This window comes from Peteryoungia rhizophila (genome assembly GCF_004912145.1).
Classification (GTDB): Bacteria; Pseudomonadota; Alphaproteobacteria; order Rhizobiales; family Rhizobiaceae; genus Allorhizobium; species Allorhizobium rhizophilum.
On record NZ_STGT01000002.1, the window covers coordinates 734555 to 754439 of the forward strand.

The 19885-nt window shown below is 62.3% G+C and carries 22 protein-coding genes; 6 read left to right on the plus strand and 16 right to left on the minus strand.

The window, feature by feature from the left end:
- Window positions 1-6 precede the first annotated feature (6 nt).
- Complete coding sequence (gene aac(6') / locus E9677_RS09400; RefSeq protein WP_136558136.1) at window positions 7-447, plus strand: aminoglycoside 6'-N-acetyltransferase; 441 nt, start codon at window positions 7-9, stop codon at window positions 445-447.
- 4 nt (window positions 448-451) lie between these two features.
- Here aac(6') and E9677_RS09405 read toward each other — a convergent pair whose 3' ends face one another.
- From E9677_RS09405 to E9677_RS09440, 8 genes are all read right to left on the minus strand, one after another.
- Window positions 452-1237 carry a potassium channel family protein gene (locus E9677_RS09405; protein ID WP_136557826.1) on the minus strand — a complete coding sequence of 262 codons (786 nt, stop codon included), beginning with the start codon at window positions 1235-1237 and terminating at the stop codon, window positions 452-454.
- A 9-nt stretch (window positions 1238-1246) separates the two neighbouring features.
- Window positions 1247-1390, minus strand: coding sequence for a type II toxin-antitoxin system YoeB family toxin (locus E9677_RS09410; protein WP_408014703.1), 144 nt, complete (start codon window positions 1388-1390; stop codon window positions 1247-1249).
- 3 nt (window positions 1391-1393) lie between these two features.
- A complete protein-coding gene (gene ade, locus E9677_RS09415; RefSeq protein ID WP_136557827.1) occupies window positions 1394-3088 on the minus strand; it encodes an adenine deaminase in 1695 nt (564 codons plus the stop codon).
- Between the two features lie 93 nt (window positions 3089-3181).
- On the minus strand, window positions 3182-3598 hold the full coding sequence (locus E9677_RS09420; RefSeq protein ID WP_136557828.1) for a carboxymuconolactone decarboxylase family protein: 417 nt from the start codon (window positions 3596-3598) through the stop codon (window positions 3182-3184).
- Between the two features lie 13 nt (window positions 3599-3611).
- Window positions 3612-4424, minus strand: a complete 813-nt coding sequence (locus E9677_RS09425) for a cyclase family protein (protein WP_136557829.1) — start codon at window positions 4422-4424, stop codon at window positions 3612-3614.
- Between the two features lie 96 nt (window positions 4425-4520).
- Window positions 4521-5390 carry an aldose 1-epimerase family protein gene (locus E9677_RS09430; RefSeq protein WP_136557830.1) on the minus strand — a complete coding sequence of 290 codons (870 nt, stop codon included), beginning with the start codon at window positions 5388-5390 and terminating at the stop codon, window positions 4521-4523.
- A 140-nt stretch (window positions 5391-5530) separates the two neighbouring features.
- Window positions 5531-5899, minus strand: coding sequence for a hypothetical protein (locus E9677_RS09435; protein ID WP_136557831.1), 369 nt, complete (start codon window positions 5897-5899; stop codon window positions 5531-5533).
- Window positions 5900-6113: 214 nt separating this feature from the next.
- Window positions 6114-6515 (minus strand): rhodanese-like domain-containing protein, encoded by a 402-nt coding sequence (locus E9677_RS09440; RefSeq protein ID WP_136557832.1) that lies wholly within the window; start codon window positions 6513-6515, stop codon window positions 6114-6116.
- A 128-nt stretch (window positions 6516-6643) separates the two neighbouring features.
- Between E9677_RS09440 and E9677_RS09445 the strand changes: the two genes are divergently transcribed.
- Entirely contained in the window at window positions 6644-7057 is a 414-nt protein-coding gene (locus E9677_RS09445) for a thiol-disulfide oxidoreductase DCC family protein (protein WP_136557833.1), read from the plus strand.
- A gap of 83 nt (window positions 7058-7140) precedes the next feature.
- Here E9677_RS09445 and E9677_RS09450 read toward each other — a convergent pair whose 3' ends face one another.
- From E9677_RS09450 to E9677_RS09485, 8 genes are all read right to left on the minus strand, one after another.
- A complete protein-coding gene (locus E9677_RS09450; protein ID WP_136557834.1) occupies window positions 7141-8247 on the minus strand; it encodes a branched-chain amino acid ABC transporter substrate-binding protein in 1107 nt (368 codons plus the stop codon).
- A 174-nt stretch (window positions 8248-8421) separates the two neighbouring features.
- Complete coding sequence (locus tag E9677_RS09455; RefSeq protein ID WP_136557835.1) at window positions 8422-8685, minus strand: hypothetical protein; 264 nt, start codon at window positions 8683-8685, stop codon at window positions 8422-8424.
- 254 nt (window positions 8686-8939) lie between these two features.
- Window positions 8940-10268, minus strand: a complete 1329-nt coding sequence (locus E9677_RS09460; protein WP_136557836.1) for an aspartate aminotransferase family protein — start codon at window positions 10266-10268, stop codon at window positions 8940-8942.
- Between the two features lie 345 nt (window positions 10269-10613).
- On the minus strand, window positions 10614-10931 hold the full coding sequence (locus E9677_RS09465; RefSeq protein WP_112240131.1) for an ArsR/SmtB family transcription factor: 318 nt from the start codon (window positions 10929-10931) through the stop codon (window positions 10614-10616).
- A 114-nt stretch (window positions 10932-11045) separates the two neighbouring features.
- Entirely contained in the window at window positions 11046-11792 is a 747-nt protein-coding gene (locus tag E9677_RS09470; RefSeq protein WP_136557837.1) for a HugZ family pyridoxamine 5'-phosphate oxidase, read from the minus strand.
- Window positions 11793-11838: 46 nt separating this feature from the next.
- Entirely contained in the window at window positions 11839-12882 is a 1044-nt protein-coding gene (choV, locus tag E9677_RS09475; protein ID WP_136557838.1) for a choline ABC transporter ATP-binding protein, read from the minus strand.
- Entirely contained in the window at window positions 12879-13748 is an 870-nt protein-coding gene (gene choW / locus E9677_RS09480) for a choline ABC transporter permease subunit (RefSeq protein ID WP_136557839.1), read from the minus strand. The genes choV and choW overlap by 4 nt, the downstream gene beginning before the upstream one ends.
- Before the next feature lie 94 nt (window positions 13749-13842).
- Window positions 13843-14799, minus strand: coding sequence for a choline ABC transporter substrate-binding protein (locus E9677_RS09485; RefSeq protein WP_136557840.1), 957 nt, complete (start codon window positions 14797-14799; stop codon window positions 13843-13845).
- A gap of 256 nt (window positions 14800-15055) precedes the next feature.
- Here E9677_RS09485 and E9677_RS09490 point away from each other — a divergent pair, with 256 nt between their 5' ends.
- The 4 genes from E9677_RS09490 to E9677_RS09505 all read left to right on the plus strand — a co-directional run bounded on the left by E9677_RS09490 (window position 15056) and on the right by E9677_RS09505 (window position 19882).
- Window positions 15056-15442, plus strand: coding sequence for a c-type cytochrome (locus E9677_RS09490; RefSeq protein WP_136557841.1), 387 nt, complete (start codon window positions 15056-15058; stop codon window positions 15440-15442).
- A 204-nt stretch (window positions 15443-15646) separates the two neighbouring features.
- The gene (locus E9677_RS09495) at window positions 15647-16735 is read left to right on the plus strand and encodes a hypothetical protein (RefSeq protein ID WP_136557842.1); all 1089 of its coding nucleotides are present in this window, start codon (window positions 15647-15649) and stop codon (window positions 16733-16735) included.
- A 79-nt stretch (window positions 16736-16814) separates the two neighbouring features.
- Window positions 16815-17966: a hypothetical protein gene (locus E9677_RS09500; protein ID WP_136557843.1), complete on the plus strand. Its 1152-nt coding sequence runs from the start codon at window positions 16815-16817 to the stop codon at window positions 17964-17966.
- A 2-nt stretch (window positions 17967-17968) separates the two neighbouring features.
- Complete coding sequence (locus E9677_RS09505; protein ID WP_136557844.1) at window positions 17969-19882, plus strand: AAA family ATPase; 1914 nt, start codon at window positions 17969-17971, stop codon at window positions 19880-19882.
- Window positions 19883-19885 lie beyond the last annotated feature (3 nt).

The window sequence follows — 19885 nt, forward strand, 5'->3', positions numbered from 1 at the left end:
GGGCTTGTGCTGCGCAGGGCCGAGCCCGGGGATCTCGATGCCTGGGCGTCCTTGCGCCACGCGCTCTGGCCAGAGCTTGCGCTCGATGGTCATCAGGCGGAAATCGCTGAGGCGCTCGAGCAGCCGGAGCGGCTCGTCGCCTTCCTCTGTTTCGATCCTGGCGGTCAGGCCGTCGGCCTTGCGGAGGCGAGTATCCGCTCCGACTATGTCAACGGCTGCAAGACATCGCCTGTCGCCTTCCTGGAAGGCATCATCGTTGCACCATCCGCACGCCGGAGGGGCGTGGCGGGACTGCTCGTTTCTGCCGTGTGCGATTGGGCGCGGTCGAACGGCCTCAGCGAACTCGCCTCCGATGCCGGTCTCGACAACACGATCTCGCATGCCATGCATGCAGCCCTCGGCTTCGACGAGACCCAGCGAGTCGTCTATTTCCGCCGACCGCTCTGAACGATCAGACCGCGCCGTCGTCCGGGATGTTCAGTATGTGTCCACAGGCCTTACAGTGAACGGCATCCACGTCGTGGCGCTGCAATCCGCATTCGGGGCAGGGGAAGCTGACCTTGTGGGGCCGGACGATCGCCTGGGCGAGCCGGACGAAGAGCGAAATGCCGACGATCATGGTGACGATCGAGGTGAGCTTGCCGAAGGTGCCGGGAAGCGTGATGTCGCCGAAGCCTGTCGTGGTCACCGTCGCCACGGTAAAATAGAGCGCGTCGATGAAGCCGGTGCCGGGATCCTCGCGATAGAAGAAGAATGTGTAGACGAAGCCTGTCACCAGGAAGAGGAACACGAAGAGGTTGATGAAGGCGGTGACGACGTCGGTCTGCTCCTTCAAGCCCAGACGATTCAACATCAGCTTGAATACCGGGCGCTGCGCCACTGCCCAGATGCGGGCAACGCGCAGGAAGGCGAAGTTGAACAGCCATTGCGGGAAGAGCAGCGTTCCCAGAACGAAAATGTCGACCCAGGTCATTGGCCGCGCCAGGAAACGCCGCGTTGAATAATGCGCCGACCATTGGGCAACGAGTTCCACCGCGATCCAGGCCGCAATGGCATAATCGAGGATCAGGTAACTCGGTCGATCCCGCAGATAGGGGCCGGCTAGGAAGAAGCCGATGATCGCAAGATCGATCACCATCAGCGCAAACTGGAAGCGGATCGCCGCCGTGTCACGACCGTAATACAGGCGCGCGAGGCGGAGTCGAAGGGACTTGGGGTATTCAGTCTCGGATGCCATGCGGCCTCTTCAGTCGTGGTAACGGCATTGCAGGATGACCAGTGTCTGTATTCTACCTGTGCCGACAACGACGTGGATCAGTCGGTGTTCCCGCGTGATGCGGCGCGACCACATACCTTTCAGCGACTCCGGCTTGCCGATGCTCTCCGCCAATCCTCACCCGATCAGCCGGAACTTGTCGACATCCACCATGCCCTTGTCGGAAATTTTCAGATGCGGGATGACGGGCAGCGGCAGGAAGGCGACTTGCAGGAAGGGTTCTTCCAGAGTCGTGCCAAGGGCATAGGCGGCTTGTCTCAAGTGATGCAGCGTGTCGCGCACACTTTCATAGGGCTCGAGGCTCATCAGGCCGGCGACGGGGAGCGGGATCTCGCCGGTCACCTTTCCGTCTTCCACCACCACGAAGCCGCCCTTGATCTCGCTGAGCCGGTTGGCGGCGAGCGCCATGTCCTCTTCGGAGACGCCGACGACGCAGATGTTGTGGCTGTCATGGCCGACGGTCGAGGCGATCGCGCCTTTCTTCAGGCCAAACCCCTGAACGAAACCATTTGCATGGTTGCCGTTCTTGCCGTGCCGCTCGATGACGGCGACCTTGATGACGTCGTTTGCGAGATCGACGGAGGTCTGGTTGCCGGAGGTCGGCAGCCTGTAACGGCGATGCTCGGTGATGATCTTGCCGGGCATGACGCCGATCACGGGCGTTTCACCCTCCGCGACGGGCACGCCGAAATCGGCGGCCTTGACCACCCGCGCTTTGACGCTGTCGAGGCCAACAGGGGCGACCGGCTTGCGCGTTTCAAAAAGGGCGTCGGTCACGCGCCGTCCGGCGGAAAAGACCATCTCGGCCTTGCAGCTTTCGAGTGAGTCGATGATGACGAGATCCGCCCGCCAGCCCGGCGCCACAAGGCCACGGTCGCGCAGGCCAAAGGCACGGGCGGCGGAAATCGAGGCGGCGCGGTAGACGGCAAGCGGCTCGACGCCGTTTCTGATCGCCTCGCGGATCATGTAGTCGAGATGGCCCTGTTCGGCGATGTCGAGCGGGTTGCGGTCATCGGTGCAGAGCGCCAGGAATGGCGACAGCCGCTCGGTCAGGATCGGCATCAGGGCGTGCAGGTCCTTCGACACCGAGCCTTCACGCACGAGGATATGCATGCCCTTGCGGATTTTCTCCATGGCTTCCGCGGCGCTTGTGCATTCGTGGTCGGTGCGGATGCGGGCGGAGAGATAGCCGTTCAGGTCCCGACCAGACAGCAGCGGCGAATGGCCGTCGATATGGCCATCCTGAAAGGCCTCGAGCTTGGCCATGCAGATCGGATCCTTGTGGATCACGCCGGGGAAATTCATGAACTCGGCCAGGCCGATGACCTTCGGATGATGGCGGAAGGGTAGGAGCCTTTCGATCGGCAGGTCGGCCCCGGAGGTTTCCAGATGCGTTGCCGGCACGCAGGAGGAGAGCTGGACGCGAATGTCCATGATCGTCTGTTCGGAAGAATCCAGGAAGAACTGGATGCCTTCGGTGCCGAGCACGTTTGCGATCTCGTGGGGATCGCAGATGACGGTCGTCACGCCGTAGGGCAGCACGCAGCGGTCGAATTCATGCGGCGTGACCAGCGAGCTTTCGATATGCAGATGCGTGTCGATAAAGCCGGGCACGACGATCTTGCCCGTGATGTCGATGACCTCGCGGCCCTCGTAGCCCTCGACCGTACCGATGATCGTCTCGCCGCAGATGGCGATGTCGGAAGAGACCAGTTCGCCGGTGACCAGATCGAAGAAGCGCCCGCCTTTCAAGACGATGTCTGCCGGCTCGCGGCCGGTGCCCTGGTCGATGCGGCGTTCGAGGTCGGTCATGCGGCGTCTCCGATTCTGTTGTTCCGCCCCCACTGTAACGACTGCCACAGGGGGAGGGGAAGGGCCGTGACATCGGTGCGCCCGCCACAATGCTCAGTCGCCTTGCCTCGGTGGCTCTGCCTCGAAGCGTTCGTCGACCGGCACGCCGAGTGCCACCGCCAGCGCATTGGTGCGGCTCGCCATGGCGATCACCTGCAGGAGTTCGGCGTGCATCTGGGGTGTCAAACCCTTGGCCTTGGCAGAGGCCGTATGAGAATGGACGCAATAGCCGCAGCCATTGGTGGCCGACACCGCGATATAGATGAGTTCCTTGATCAGCGGGTCGAGCGCTCCCGGGGCCATGACCGTCTGCAGCCGGTCCCAGACCGCCTTCAGTTCATCTGGGTCGTGGGCCAGAGCCCGCCAGAAGTTGTTGACATAGTCGGTGCCGCGCTTCTCGCGGATGTCCTTGAAGACGGCGAGCGCGTCCGCGCTCGCCTCCTCATCTCTCAAGAGGGGGAGAACCGCCATCAGACGTCCTTCCTCACACCAGCGCCAGCACGCGCGCTGGCCCACCCGTTCCGCCCTTGTGCTTGGGCGCGCCGACGATGATGGTCGCGCCCTTGATCGGCAGTTCTTCCAGATTGTTCAGGCATTCGATGCCGTAGCGGCCGCCGGGCAGCCAGCTGGTGTGTACGGCGAAATCGGCCGAATTGCCGGGATCAAGCGAGAGCGTGTCGACGCCGATTGCGGCGACGTCGAGCGTGGCGAGCAGGTCGGTTGCCGATTTGCCGAAGCCTGGAAAGGCGAACTTGCCTTCGCCGTCATTGCGGAAGGCCGGGTCGGTGACCTTCCTTGCCCAGCCGGAGCGCAGCGCCACGACGGAGCCAGCCGGAATTTCGCCATTGGCGCTGATCCAGGCCTCCACGTCGGCCGCCTCGACCATCGTGTTGGCGTCTTCCTTCGCCCTGTCGGTGATGTCGATGATGGCCAAGGGCGCGACCAACTGGTCCGGCTCGATCTCGTCGACGCCCTTACCGTCGGCGCTGAAATGCAGGGGGGCGTCGATGTGGGTGCCGGTATGTTCGAAGATCGTCAGCTTGTGCAGCTGGTAGCCATTTCCGGCGAATTCCACGGCCCATTCATATTCTATGCCGGGTTTTCCGTCGAAGGTCGGGAAGGATCCGTCATAGGCATGGGTCAGATCGACGACCTTGTTCGGGCTCTGCTGGGCCAGCACAGGCCTCGCGATGCCACCCGTCGCGACCGCGGCGCCTGCGACGGCCATGCCCTTGAACAGGGAGCGCCGCGACAGCATGCTCTGCTTCACATTCTCCATCACGCAATGATTGCACATCGGTTCAAACCCTCTCCAAGTGGTGTCCACACAGGCAGAGTACCGCAAGGCGAGGCGTCGGCAAGTGATCACTGCGCATCGGCGCGACAGGCGCCCTCAGCCGTTGATCTCGACCGTGAACCCGAACCGCATCTCATCCCCCGCGGCCAGCGCGACCGTATAGGGGCGCTCGACGAGTTCCGCCGTGCCGCCGGCATGGGCCGCCATGCCGTGCCAGGGCTCGATGCAGAGGAAGGGCGCGCCGGGCTTTTGCCAGAGCGCGATATTGGGCAGGTTTTCGAAGGTGAAAGCGAGCGACGGACCTCCTTCTGCCGCGTAGGTCAGGCCGGTTCCCGCGCCTTCCGGGAAGATCAGCGCGTCCTTGTCGAAGAGGGAATGGGCAAGCTCAAGCCGACCGGCCTTGAAGGGTGAGTTCGGCAGCGTTTTGCCGATCAGCCCGTCTTCGAGTTGCACGACGCCCGGTTCTGCCCCGTTGTCGAGGATAACCGCATGCGGTTTGCCCTCGGCGCCCGGCAGCGGCCAGAGAAATGCGGGGTGAAAGCCGATGCCGAAGGGCAGGGGCGTATCACCGGTATTCTCGACGGTCGCCGTTACCGAGAGCCTGCCACCATCGAGGCGGTGCTCCAGCGTCAGGCGAAAATCGAAGGGATAGACTTCGCGGGTCTGCGGCGAGGAGGCGAGTTCGTGGCGGCAGGATGTCGCCGTCTGCTCGACGATGGCGAAGTCGCGCCGGCGCGCGATGCCGTGCTGGGCCATCGGGTAGTTCGTGCCATTGATCGCCAGCTGGTCCCCCGGCGTCTTGCCGACGATCGGAAAGAGAATCGGTGATCGGCCCGTCCACCAGGCCGCATCGCCATTCCACAGCCAGTCGCGACCGTCCACTGTCTTCAGCGACTGCATCTCGGCGCCGAGGGTCGAGATCTCGACGGCAAGCTCTGGGTTTTCGATGCGAATCGTCTCGGGCATGGGTGTCCTCGTCTGTTTGGCGGCATCCTAGAGGGATTGCCGGCAAAGTGCGACGCGGATGTGTCGGAGCTGCGGGGAGACCTTGCTCGGCTCAGTGGGTGTTGTCCCGGCATGCGGCAGAAGAGAGGTTGCCCCTTGCGTCAGACGATCAAGGTGCGGTCGCCGAAGGGCGTGTCCTCGTCGAAGTTCTGGGTGCCAATGCGTTCGCTTTCGCCTGAAAGGCGTGGTTCTTCAGCGCCGTCTTCTGCTGTGTCATCCGCGTCTGAGGTCTCCACCCCTGTATCAGTTGGTGGTTCGTGGTCGCCGTCGGCTTGCTCGTCGTCCAGCGTGCCGTGCTCCGCCTTCTCCTCCAGCATCGTCCTGCGGCGCTCTTCGATGTCACGGTTGATTTGCGACTGGCGGGCGGCGACCCAGGCATTGTCTGCGTCCGAGCCGATATTCAGGGTGTGGCCGATGTCCGTCGGACTGGTGGCGTCACTGCGGGAAATGCGGCTAATCCGTTCGACCATGAATGTCTCCTGATGAGACGTGCCCGAGGCCGATGTCGATGACCTGATGTCATCGACATGGCGGCTGCGGACGGTTGCACTCGATCGACCGGACTGGACACCATCATGCGTGCCAGTTTCAGTCGTGCGACTGTCACACTTCAAGATGGGGTGTTTGCCCGGATGTTCAAGCAGCTGCTGAAAAGGCCGCCTGGACGAGTGGCGAAACCTGGTATTACGCCTTCGCCTTTGCGACTATCGCTTCCACCGGCAGTCCCGCTTCCCTCCAGGCGGAGAAGCCGCCTTCGAGGTGGCAGACATTCTCCAGTCCCATTTCCAGCGCCGTCTTTGTGGCAAGCGCCGAGCGCCAGCCGCTGGCGCAATAGAAGAGGAAGAGCTTGTCCTCGGCAAAAATGGGCTTGTGATAGGGGCTTTCGGGGTCGATCCAGAATTCCAGCATGCCGCGCGGGCAGGAAAAGGCATGCGCGATCGTCCCCTCGCGCTCCCGTTCCCGCGGGTCGCGCAGATCGACGAAGACCACGTTGTCGCTTGCCTGCAGCCGTGCCGCCTCGGCCGTGTCCACCGCCTCGACCAGCGCCTCGGCTTCCGCCAGCAGGTCCTTGTAACCCTTCTTCATGCCGCCCTCCCGGATCGTCGCTTGCAGCGGAGAGAATAGCGCATGGCGCGCTCCTGTCACGGCCTGCCTTTGCCGAAGGACATTCCGCCTCATTGAAGCGGGTGTCGGGATCGCCTAGCTTGCCCATCATGGAGACCAAAGACGAAACCGCCGGTCCAATCATTCTTTTCGATGCCGAATGCATTCTCTGCTCGGCCAATGCGCAGTTCGTGCTGTCGCAGGACCGCAGCAAACGCTTCCGCCTCGCCTCGATGCAGGGCGAAGTCGGCTCGGCGCTCTATCGTCGCTTCGGCATCGATCCCGGTGATCCCGACACGATGATCGTGGTCGATGGCGAGCGCATGCTGCGCGACAGTGATGCGGTGCTGTCGATCTATGCGGGGCTCGGCTGGCCCTGGAAGGTGCTCACCGTCTTCCGGTTGGTGCCGCGGGCGATCCGCGATCCGCTTTACCGGCTGATTGCGCGCAACCGCTACCGGATTTTCGGCAAGCGCGACAGCTGCTGGGTTTCCGGGCCGGAGTATCGCGACCGGTTGCTTTGACGGCGGGGGTCTGAGCCTCCTGAGATCAACGAAAAAGGCGGCCGTTGCCGGCCGCCTTCTAAGTGTCGGTGATGCTTACGCCCTTATTCGACCGCGACCGTCTTGCCGCCATCCCACTTGTAGAGCGAGAAGCTCTGCGAGGTTAGGTCGCCGGTTTCGCCATAGGTGAGCTTGCCGATGGCCGTCGGGATTTCCGTGCCGTCCTTGAGGGCGGCTGCGACGGCTTCCGCGTCGTCTGCACTGCCGGCCTTGGTGATGCCGGCGGCGATGACTTCGACGGCGGCATAGGCATTCAGCGTGAAGGCTTCGGCCGGGATGTTCTTCGCAGCGAGGGCTGCAGCTGCCGCCTGGCTGTCTTCGTTCTTCAGCGCGTCGGCGGCATTTGTGAAGATGACGCCATTGGCCGCTTCGCCGCCGATCGTGGCGAATTCGGTGCTGGAGAGGCCGTCACCACCGATCAGGGTCGCGGCGACGCCGATGTCCTTCAGCTGTCGCGAGAGCAGGCCGGCTTCCGGATAATAGCCGCCGAAATAGATCACCTCGACGCCTTCCGCCTTCAGACGGGTGGTGAGCGCGCTGAAATCCTTCTCGCCAGGGGTGAGGGCGTCGTTGAAGACTTCCTGGATGCCGGCGGCGTTCAGCGTCGCCTTGAAGGCGTCGGCGAGGCCCTTGCCGTACTGACCCTTGTCGTTGAGGATCGCGACCTTCTTGTCCTTGAAGTTGGCGACGACGTAAGCGGCAGCCACTTCCGCCTGCTGGTCGTCGCGACCGCAGGTGCGCAGTACCGTCGTGAGGCCACGGGCGGTGAGATCCGGTGCTGTGGCGGTCGGGGTGACCATCAGGGCGCCGTTTTCGGCAAAGACGTCGGAGGCCGGGACGGCAACGCCAGACGTAACCGGGCCGACGACGAACATCACGCCGTCACCGACCAGCTGGTTGGCAGCGGAAACCCCCTGCTTCGGCTCACCGGCATCGTCGGCGACCTTGAGGGAAACCTGTTCGCCGTTGATGCCGCCCTTCTTGTTGATTTCTTCGATCGCCGTCTCGGCACCGTTCTTGACCTGGGCGCCGACTGCGGCGAGCGGGCCGGTCAGTGGCGCCATGAGGCCGAGCACGATTTCGGCACGCGCGGCGGGCGCTGCTGCGATCAGCGCGGCAAGGGCCGCGCCTGCGAGAAGATGGAATTTCATGTCCTGCTCCTTGGGTCGACGCGACCGATCTCTGTCGGTTTCGGCGCCATTCGGGTTCTTTTGTTGCTCCCCATGATTGCTTTAGACAAAAACGAGGAGCGACAAAAGACCTGTAGGCGCGGTGCGTAACCACGCCACAGCTCGATCGGGGGAGAAGGGACGTTGGATGCCTTATCAGACGGTGAGGATACGTCCGCCAACTCCCTCGTCGGCCTCAAAGCCGGCCTTGGCTGCGGCGGCATCCTGTTCTCGGCGCAGGGCGAGTTCCGCCATGGCGATCTGCTGCAGTTCGATGAGATCGTTGGCAATCTGGGCGCGGCGGGCGGCGAGGCGCGCATCGTCGGCGCGGGCGGCAGCCCGTATCGCGGGTTCCGGCTCGGCCGGGCTGAGGGCGAGGGACACGTCTTTACCGAACATGCGCTTGAAGAGGTCGACCACGGATATCCTCCCGGGACCTGATCCGGTTGCGGCACTCGCGACCTGATGTCGGATGTGGCGTTGCCGGATGGGCTTTCAGTCGTCGGTCGAGCCTTTCGCGGTCATCTGCGCCGGGATCGAACGTGCGATTCCCCAGAGGATACGGGATGGCGGTTCGGCGGACAAGTATAGCCTCCATTGCATGGTCAGCCTCGCGCAAGCCACGAAAAAGCGGCCCCGAAAGGCCGCTTTTCGAAAGACCTGCGATGCGGGCCTCAGATGTTGTTCATCAGCACCTTGCGCAGCTTGTCGAACAGTTCGTCGATCTCTTCATGGCTGATGATCAGCGGCGGCGAGAGCGCGATGATGTCGCCGGTCGTGCGGATCAAGAGGCCGTCATTATAGGCGTTGAGGAAGGCGTTGAAGGCGCGCTTGGTCGGTTCGCCGTCGATCGGTTTTAGTTCGATCGCGCCGATCAGGCCGAGGTTTCGGATGTCGATGACATTCGGGCAATCCCGGAGAGAGTGCAGCTTCTCTTCCCAGTAGGGCGCGAGTTCGGCAGCCCGGGTCAAGAGGTTCTCGTCCCGATAGGTGTCGAGCGTTCCAAGCGCTGCGGCGCAGGCGATCGGATTGCCGGAATAGGTGTAGCCGTGGAAGAACTCGATCATGTGTTCGGGTCCTTGCATGAACGCATCATGGATCTCGGCGGTCACGAAAACAGCACCCATCGGGATGACGCCGTTGGTCAAGCCCTTGGCGGTGACCATGATGTCGGGCTTCACGTCGAAATACTGCGAGGCGAAGGGAGCACCCAGGCGGCCGAAACCGGTGATGACCTCATCGAAGATCAACAGGATGCCGTGCTTGGTGCAGAGCTCGCGCAGGCGCTGCAGATAGCCCTTCGGCGGGATCAGCACGCCGGTAGAGCCGGAGACCGGCTCGACGATGACAGCCGCGATCGTCGAGGCGTCATGCAGGGTGACGATGCGTTCCAGTTCGTCGGCGAGGTCGCCGCCATGCTCCGGCATGCCCTTGGTGAATGCATTCTTCGCCGGAAGGTGGGTATGCGGCATGTGGTCGACGCCGGTCAGCAGCGTGCCGAACATCTTGCGGTTGGAGACGATGCCGCCGACCGAGATGCCGCCGAAATTCACGCCGTGATAGCCGCGCTCGCGGCCGATCAGGCGGGTGCGCGACCCCTGGCCCTTTACGCGCTGATAGGCAAGCGCGACCTTCAGCGCCGTCTCCACCGATTCCGAGCCGGAATTGGTGTAGAGCACATGCGCCATATTGTCGGGGGCGATGTCGATCAGGCGGTTGGCCAGTTCAAAGGCCTTGGGATGGCCGAGCTGGAAGGCAGGCGCATAATCGAGCTCGCCGGCCTGTTCACGGATCGCTTCCGTGATCAGCGGGCGGCAGTGACCGGCGTTGACACACCAGAGGCCGGCGGTGCCGTCGAGCACCTGGCGGCCGTCATGGGTGGTATAGTGCATGTCCTTGGCGCCGACGAAGAGGCGCGGCTCCTTCTTGTACTGGCGGTTCGCAGTGAACGGCATCCAGAAGGCGCGCAGGTCGTTCGGCGTGGAATTCAGGCGGTTAGACATCATCTTCTCCATGGCCCTTTGGTCGCGGGCGGCAATTCTCCCGGCTGTCGGCCGCAAAAGCCGAAATCCGTTGATTGCGTCGTCACGTTAGCAGGGACCAAAGCACGGTCAAGCCACCGGCAGGGCGGCATCAACAAAGGTCATGGATCGCTGAATTCGGGTGATGAAAACGTACTGCCGATCGCCCGCTCATGGCAGGGGCGTCGGTAAAACGCAAAAAAGCCCCGGCGGCAAATGCCAACCAGGGCTTTCAAATTCGCAGTTCACCAAAAGGTTCACCCGCGTGAGCGAGTGTCGCGCTGATCCCTCCCGTCCTCGATCAGCACGCCTCTGGGAGCGCTGTCATCAGGCGGCCGACTTGCTCGCTGCCGGGGCGCAATAAATGCTCTCAAGAGTGGAGAGGATCTTGATCACCGACTCGGACGTCGAGGAATAGTAGATGGTCTGCGCATCGCGACGGGTCTTCACCAGCTTTTGTGCGCGAAGCTTCGACAGGTGCTGCGACAGAGCCGACTGGCTCAGGCCCACCTGGGTCGCCAGAACGCCGACCGGAACCTCACCCTCAACGAGGCTGCAGAGGATCATCAGTCGCTTCGGGTTTGCCATGGCGGAGAGCAAACCAGCTGCGACGGTCGACTGTTCGGACAATGCTTTTGTTTTCATCTCAGTTCAACTTTCTTTGGTCGAGTGCCCTGGGGGAGCGGCAGTCGTTGAAAAACCATCACTTAACTAGAGGCCAAACTCTACCAGCATCATCAAAATTGTATATGCCTAAATTTAAGGTACTGCGTATACTGATTTAGGTAACTCTAATAGCAGATCCTGCGCATTTGTGATGGGCGTCACAAATTCATGGCGGATCAGCAAGTCTTTGAAAACCAGATCTATTCCATGCGAATCGACCGCGGAGATGCGCCAATCGTTCTCTGTGCCCCCATGAAATTTCGTTGCGAGACGACGTGCCAGATCGGGATGCCTTCCCCCTAATTCTCGCAGTAAGGCCGGCTCGTCCGCGAAGGATTCGTCATCTATTTTCGGGATGAAAAAGTCGTTGCTGCTCAAATGATAGGCACGGCCGAAACCGCCGTTGAGGCTCGCTCGTTCCGGGCGCAGACGGAAGAAGCGGAAGTCTGGGAAATCGATGTAGAGCTGCGATTTGGGGTGACGGGCGAGGAAGCGTGTCCGCAGTCTCGCATGGGTCTCGCTGTCGCGTTCGACACTCTCGGCCGTGCATTGCAGCGTCAGCCGCGGATGGGCAAGCGGGTCGCCCTTGGCCGGCTCTCCGGTCAGAAGCGAGGCGCGGGGATCGGCAAGGAGGGCGGTCGTGTGGGCGGAAAGCCCGGAGACCAAAATCACCGCTGCACCGTCATGGTCCATGCCGAGCAGGACGCGGCTGACAAAGGGGAAGCCCGTTTCCGGTTCGATCACGCCGATTGCCGCGAAGCGGGCGCCCCTCAACAAAATGCGCGCCTGGCGGCGCGCATCGTCGTCTGTGTCCCTGATGACCTGGGGCTTGTCGTTCATGTCGTGGCTCCTGCATGCATCGTGGACAGGATGCGTGCAGGGCGCCTCACGCCTTGCGGCGGTGCTTCGTCAATCCGCTCACCACATCCTGCGCATCGATCGTGCCGATCACGACGCCGTTGTCAACGACCCCGATCGTGCCGGGTTGACGCGCTAGCGCATCGAGGACTTCGACCAGCGGGGTTCGCGGCGCCGTTGTTCCGGTCACCTGTCCCTGTTGTCCGCCAATACCGGGGCGCATCACGTCGGACGCAATCAGCATGTTGATCGGGTTCATGTTCTGCACGAAATCAGCAACATATTGATTGGTCGGGTTCTGGACGATCTCCTGCGGCGTGCCGCACTGGATGATATGCCCACCTTCCATGATGGCGATGCGGTTGCCGATGCGGAAGGCCTCGTCGAGGTCATGGCTGACGAAGAGGATGGTCTTCTTCAACCGCGCCTGGAATTCGAGCAGTTCGTCCTGCAGGCGCGTGCGGATCAGCGGGTCCAGCGCCGAAAAGGGTTCGTCCATCAGGAGGATCGGCGCGCCTGTCGCAAAGGCGCGGGCAAGGCCCACACGCTGCTGCATGCCGCCGGAGAGCTCGTTGACCCGGCGCTCGGCCCAGGTCGAGAGGTTGACGAGTTCGAGCTGGGTCGCGACCCTCTCCTTGCGCTCCGCTTCCGGAACGCCGGCCAGCTCGAGGCCGAAGCCGACATTGTCGGCAACCGTCCGCCAGGGCAGGAGACCGAACTGCTGGAAGACCATGGAGACGGTGTGCATGCGCAGATCGCGCAGCACCTGAGCCGAAGACTTGTACGGATCGACATAGCCGCTTTCCGTCCTGACGCTGACATTGCCGCGGACGACCGGGGCAAGCGCGTTGACGGCGCGCAGCAGCGTCGACTTGCCGGAGCCGGACAGCCCCATCAGAACGAGGATCTCGCCTTCCTTGACGGTGAGCGAGGCCTTGGCCACGCCGAGCACGAGGCCGGTCTCGGCCCCGATTTCGTCGCGGGTTCTGCCCTGGTCGACCATGTCGAGGGCGCGTTGCGGGTTATCGCCGAAGACGATGTCGACATTGTCGAAGATGACGGCGTCGGTCATGTGTCTTCTCCGGGAATGCGGAAGATCCGGTCGAGGATGATGGCGAGGATGACGATGCAGAGACCTGCCTCGAAACCGCGGGCGATATTGACGGTGTTGAGCGCCCGGACGACCGGTACGCCGAGGCCGCTCGCGCCGACAAGGGCCGCGATGACCACCATGGACAGCGACAGCATGATGGTCTGGGTGAGACCCGCCATGATCTGCGGCGTGGCAAAGGGCAGTTCGACCTTGCGCAGCACCTGCATCGGGGTCGCGCCGAAGGCGACGGCCGCTTCCACCAGCGATGGCGGTGTCGAGATGATGCCGAGGCGGGTGAGGCGGATCGGGGCGGCGATGGCGAAGATCACGGTGGCGATCAGGCCGGGAACCATGCCGAGGCCGAAAAGGATGAGGGCCGGGATGAGATAGACGAAGGTGGGGATCGTCTGCATCAGATCGAGGACCGGGCGAACACCGGCATAGAGCCAGGGGCGCCGTGCGCAGGCGATGCCGATCGGCACGCCGATGACCATGCACACGCAGGTCGCGGCGAGCACGAGTGCCAGCGTCTCCATCGTTTCTTTCCAATAGCCCTGGTTATAGATCAGCAGGAGCCCGAGAAAGGTGAAAGCAACCACACCCAGCGAACGGCGCATCACCCAGGCGATCAGCGAAAAGACGAGGATCATGAAAAGCGGGTAGAAGCTCTCGAGCGCGGTGTCGTCGAGAAAGGGTGCCTGCAGCACGAAGAGCATGGCGTCGATGGACGCGCTCAAGATTGTGGCGATGAAGTCGAATACGAAATCGACATTGGCGGTCAGCCAGTCGACGAAGCTTTTGGACAAGGGCCCGATGGGCAGCTTGTTGTCGGTCAGAAAATCCATGTTTGTCCCCGATTGGCCACAGGTTCAATGCCTGGGAGGCCGCGCGGCCGGATCCCCCATCCGGTCGCGCGGTTCCACGATCGATGGACAGGGATCAGAGGCCGAGGGCCGTCTTCACCGCGCCGAGGCCGTCGCCGCCATCCTTGGTGGTGACGCCGGCGAGCCAGGGCTCGATGGCGGCCGGGTTGGCCTTCAGCCAGTCGCCCGCGGCCACTTCGGCATCCTGGCCGTCATTCAGGATCTTGCCCATGATCTCGTTCTCCATCTGGAGCGAGAACTTGAGGTTGGTGACGAACTTGCCGACATTCGGGCATTCGGTCGTGTAACCGGCGCGGGTGTTGGTGAAGATGGTCGCGCCACCGAAGTCCGGACCGAAGACTTCGTCGCCACCCGACAGGTAGGTCAGCTTGAAGTTGGCATTCATCGGATGCGGTTCCCAGCCGAGGAAGACGACCGGCACGCCATCCTTCTCGGAGCGAGCGACCTGGGCCAGCATGCCCTGTTCGGAGGATTCGACGACTTCGAAGTCACCGAGCTCGAACTTGTTGCCGTCAATCATGTCGAGGATCAGGCGGTTGCCGTCATTGCCCGGCTCGATGCCGTAGATCTTGCCCTCGAGCGCATCCTTGTTCTTGGCGATGTCGGCGAAGTCCTTGATGCCGAGTTCAGCGCCCTTGGCATTGGTGGCGAGCGTATACTTCGCGCCTTCGAGGTTTGGTCCGAAGATCTCGACCGACTTGTCTTCGCGATAGGGGGCGATGTCGCCTTCCATGGTCGGCATCCAGTTGCCGAGGAAGACGTCGATGTCCTTGTTCTTCAGCGACGAATAGGTGACCGGTACGGAAAGGACCGTGGTCGTCGGCTCGTAGCCAAGAGCCTTGAGGATGACGGAGGCCGTAGCGGTGGTCGCTGTGATGTCGGTCCAGCCGACATCCGAGAAGCGGACGGTGGAGCAGCTCTCGGCTTCTTGAGCCGCGAGCGGTACCGCCGAAACGGCGATGAGCGACACGGCGGCCACGAGTGTCCGGCGATAAGAGGAAAGATACGTCATTGGCAGGCTCCCGGTTTTTTTTGATGTTCCCAAGTCAACATTCAATACCGGAGAATTGCAAGGATGCCCGCGCGTTTGCGTCGCGAGAGCGGCCCTGTTTGCGACCTGAGGCGCCTTACGGGGCAGGGAAGAGCGGCATTCGAAAAAAAATTCAAGGTCTTGATGCGCGTCAAAGCGTCGACTTGCCCGACATGCGAACAGGTGATCGGGGGGAATGCGGCGCATCTGCCGCCGAACTAGGGACACAGGAGTTTCGATGAAGACCTCTTTCATTCTTGTGCTGCTCGCGATTGCCGCAGCACCGTTTCCGGCATTGGCCGATGGTGATCCGGTCGCAGGTGCCAAGGCATTCAAGGCCTGCCAGGCTTGTCATGTCGCGGCCGATGCCAAGAACAAGGTCGGCCCGCATCTGCAGGGCATTGTCGGTCGCCCGATCGCCTCGATCGCCGACTACAAATATTCGCCGGCCATGACCGAATTCGGCCAGGGCAAGGTCTGGGACGAGGCGACATTGTCTGAATATCTCAAGGCGCCGAAAGCTGTCGTGAAGGGCACCAAGATGGCCTATGCCGGGGTGAAGAAGGACGCGGATCTCGTCAACATCATCGCCTACCTCAAGGACCCGGCCGCCGGCGGCCAGTGACCCCGGCACAACTCCCTGATGCGGCGGCCGTTTCGCGGCTGTCGCATTTCTCTGCTAGCGCCTCTTGTGTGACTGCTGCGGCCATCCATATCGGGTAAAGGCAACAGTTCCTGTGCGCTGCGATACTTTCCCGCAGAGGGAAACGCGTTAAGGTGGTAGGAGACGAGTCCGGCGCGCCGCCGGCATGAGGGACAGGGAGACAACATGGCGACTTTGCAATCCTTCGACAGCGAAATCGAGAAGACGCGCAAGATCGTGTCGGAGATGCGCGGCAAGATCGAGCAATCCGGAACCGTGCTGGATACGCTCGCCAAGAGCGACAGCAAGCTCGTCGGCCAGGACTTCGACATCGAAAACGCCCGGATCTCGGATGTGCTCAGCCAGCAGAAGGTGATGGAGGCGAACATCGCCGACCTCATCATCGGGCTGGAAGACGCGACCAACGTCTTCGGCGCCGAGTTCGAGAGCATGAAGAGCTTTTCCGGCATGGAAAAGTTCATCGGCGTCTTTTCCAAGCAGAGGGCGCAGCGCATGCGCACCGAGCGCGTCCGCAACATGTCGCTTGCCGGAAACCTCCAGGAACTGCTCTCCAAGTCCGACAGCATCGTCGGCATCCTGAAAGAACAGAAGACGGTTCTCGAAGAGCGCTACAAGACCTCCGAGGCGAGCCTCGTGCAGGTGATCGAGCGGCGCAAGCAGACGATCGCCAATCTCGAAGAGACCCAGAAGCGCATCGAAACGCTCAATCCGGCCCTGCTCGACATAGAGAACAAGATCGCCGCCTCCACCGATACGTCGGAACGCACTGATCTCGAAGCCGAACGCTCGAAGCTCGCGACCGACTACAATCAGGCCCAGGCACGCGAACAGGAACTCTTGGCCGAAAGCCAGACGCTCGAACGCTACACCTCGATGTTCCAGACCTTCGTCGACAGTTTGAACAACCAGATCGCCGCGCAGAACACGCTGATCAACAAGCTGACCATCGACACCGAACAGCGCATCGTTCTCTACAAGGCGCTGGAAGATTCGTTGAAGACCGCCGCCCAGCAGGATGTCGCGCACCGGATCAACACGCTTGGCTCTCAGGTCGACACGGCCGCTGAAGAGACCATGGCCGGCATCGGTGCGGCCGCCCAGCGGCATATCGGTGATCTCTTGGAACTGCACGAGAAGAACATGCTCTCTACGCAGGACATCCAGCGCCGCAAGAAGCTCGCCGACGAGGCCTTTGCCCGGCGTTTCCAGTCCGTTCTCGACAAGCACAATGCGGCCAATTACGTGAAGCCGTGATCATGCCCATGATGTGGACGCGGCCATCCGGCCGCGTGCCGCTTTTGCGGTGCGCGGTCCTGTCTATGGGGGGAGGGGCATGAACGTCGTCGATCGCAACACTGCCGTCCTGCACTATTTCACCACCATGGCCTCGGCGCTGTCAGGGCTCGAACAGTTCTTCGGCCAGACCGATCGCCGTTTCGGCGACAAGGGACCGCCGACGCTCTATCTGTTGCCCTATCTCGACCGCTTGAGAAACTCCTTCACCTCCTGGCAGAACCGCATCGGCTTCACCGGCCAGTTCAGAATTGCCCAGGCCGAGAGCGGCTTTCCGATCTTCCAGAACGTACTGGAACTGGAAAACGACCGGGCGGGCGCAGCCGGACGGCTTTCCACCATTCCCGATCTCGGCAAGCTGCGTGAGGAGATGGTCGATTTCATCCTGCGGCAGAAGGAGTTTCCCACAGCGCTCCAGCAGCAGATCGCCGAGCGGCTCTATCTGGAACAGGTCAGCGTGGGCGAGATCTTCTCGCCCTTCGTGCTGCCGACCACGGTCGCCGTCAGCGTCAACCCGCAGTCGCGCCGACCGTCCTATCTGGTCACCTGGGCGGCGTTCGACGGGGTGAGCACCCTGCCGATGATCTATCTCGCGACGATCGAGGACTCCTCCGAGAACGTCGCAAAGATCCTGGTCTCGGAAGACGGCAAGCTGAACGATGCCGTGGAGATCCCGCTTCCCGTCGGCGGGCTGCTCAATCCGGAACTGGCTCGCACATTCGACGATTTCTGCGCGAAGAACTCCGCCTTCTCGCTGACACCGGCGACCATCGCCACCAATATGGACCGTGATTTCCCGACCCTGCATCCGAAGTCGGTGCGGCGCGTCGTGCTCGGGCCGCTCTATTCAACGGGCCTTACGCAAAATTCCGGCCGGGTGACCGAGATCCTCGACCGGGTGCGCAGACCTGAGAATGCCTGGGTGATGACCTGGACGGTGCAGGAAGTGTTTTCCAAGCGCGAGCAGCCGGCGGTGAAGGGCTTCTTCTCGTCTACGCCGGCCTCCCAGGAATTCCATATCGAGACGCATGATCTCGAAGCGGCCCGCATGGGCGTCTCGACTTACGAGAAACACGCGCTGGTGCCGCATGACGCCTATCAGGCGCTCTATGCGGCCGGCGAGATCAAGCCGATCTTCGGCAATTTCAAGGTGCATGTGATTTCCGGCAACCAGGTCGTGAGTGAGGTCTAAAGATGAGTGAACTGACGGCAGGGCTGACCACGCTGCGGGAAGAAGACATCGCCAAACATCTGGCGGTCGCCCAGGGGCTGGTGACGCGCATCGTGGTACTCGATCAGGGCGAGGGCTCCTCCGGCGCGCCGATCGCCGGCACCGGACGGCGTTTCGTCTCGACGGTCTCGACCGGGTCGGTGCGCCGCACCCGAGAGATCGAACTTGCCAAGAGTATCCAGGCGACCGGCACCGCCGATCCGCTGCTGACGCCGGCCCAGCATACGGTGCTCTACCGCGTCAGGCGCGGCGTGCAGGTGGCGCTCGCAATATCGGACGTCTTTGCCCGGCAAAGCGAGCTGGAGCCTTTGCAGGCCCGCAATATTGCGGCACCCCTGCAGGGTGAGGAGGCCGCGCGCTTCAAGGCGCTGCTCGCATCCCAGGCCTATGTCGCGGCCTTTGCTTTTGCCGCTTACCTGAAGTCCACGGTGGCTGGCGAGGGCGAGCAGCTCGACGGCATCCGCGCGCCGGACTTCCTGTTCGACACGGCGCAGGATGCGCTGAAAAGCATGGTCGCCGGGATCGATATGGCCGTGCAGGGCGCAGGCGACGATGCGACGCTGATCGGACGGGTCCGTGGTCTCGCGGATCTCGCGCTCGACGGACTTCTCACCCGCAAGGCCCGCTTCGAGCATCTCGGCGTCTTCGAAAACGCGCATATCCGCGTCGATCAGGACGATTTCACCCTCGACGGTTTCGACGCCGTGCCGGGCGTCAAGTCGAAGCCACTCTCGATGAGCTTCAAGAAACCCGAAGAGATCATCGGCAACCACATCGCCAAATATCAGGCGCTGAAGCTTGCCAAGATGCTGATGGCCTATGATTTCGACCGCCAGATGAACCCCTTTGTCGATCTCGGCGGCTTTCTCTTCACCTTTATCGGCGACGGCATGCCGGGCACCGGCAAGACGATCCTGATCCAGATGCTGGCGGGCCTCTTGAACGACTACTGCCAGATGGCGGGCTATGCCTTCCACTACGAGAATTTCGGCGTCGATCAGATCTCGTCCTATCAGGGCAAGTCGGGCCAGAATTGCAAAAGCTTCGTCAACAACGTGCTCAACCCGCGCGTCATAGGCTTCGGCACGATCGACGATGTCGACCAGGTGACGGCGAAGCGCTCCGATGACCGGGCATCGGCCGGCCAGCACGAGGTGACCGCCGTTCTGATGGAGAGTTTCGCCGGTGCCTCGACCGTCGTGCGCGGCAATGCCACCTTCGGCATGTTCTCCAACTATCCTGAAAATGTCGACGATGCGCTGCGTCAGCGCGCTGGCGCCCGCTGGCTGGTCGATGGACCGCAGACGCGGGAGGACTATATCGACATCTTCTCGCTGCTCGTCGGCAAGAACCACCAGATCCCGCTCGGAGAGCACCAGCTTTTTGCCGGACAGGAGATCCAGAAGGCGGTCAGCCGCTCCTATGGCGAGCATGACCGACCGAAGGAGGACGGGCTCGTCGCTGTCTGGGAACGCTACGAGAAGACCGAGGGCAGGATCGAGACGCTGGCGGACGTCGGCGCCTATTTGCACGCGATCAAGCTCGCCGAACCGCGCTTCACCGGCCGCGCGATCAAGAACATCACGGACGCGATCAAGATGCGGGCGATGGATGTTGAACTTCCCGATGCCTGGTTCGAAAAGCCGGAGGCATTCGTACACAAGTCCTATGACGACAAGCGCGCCATGATCGCCGAGCTGCGCGGTCCGGTGACGATGGAGATGATCCTGCAGGAGGTCAACCGCTACGCCGACTCAGAATTCCGCTATGCCGACAAGTCCGATGACGCGGCGGTGTCGGAGATCATCCGGCGCGAGCGGCAGCGCGAGCGGGCGATTGGCGAGATCGAGCGGATGAAGGGGGAGGGGAATTGGTAACGC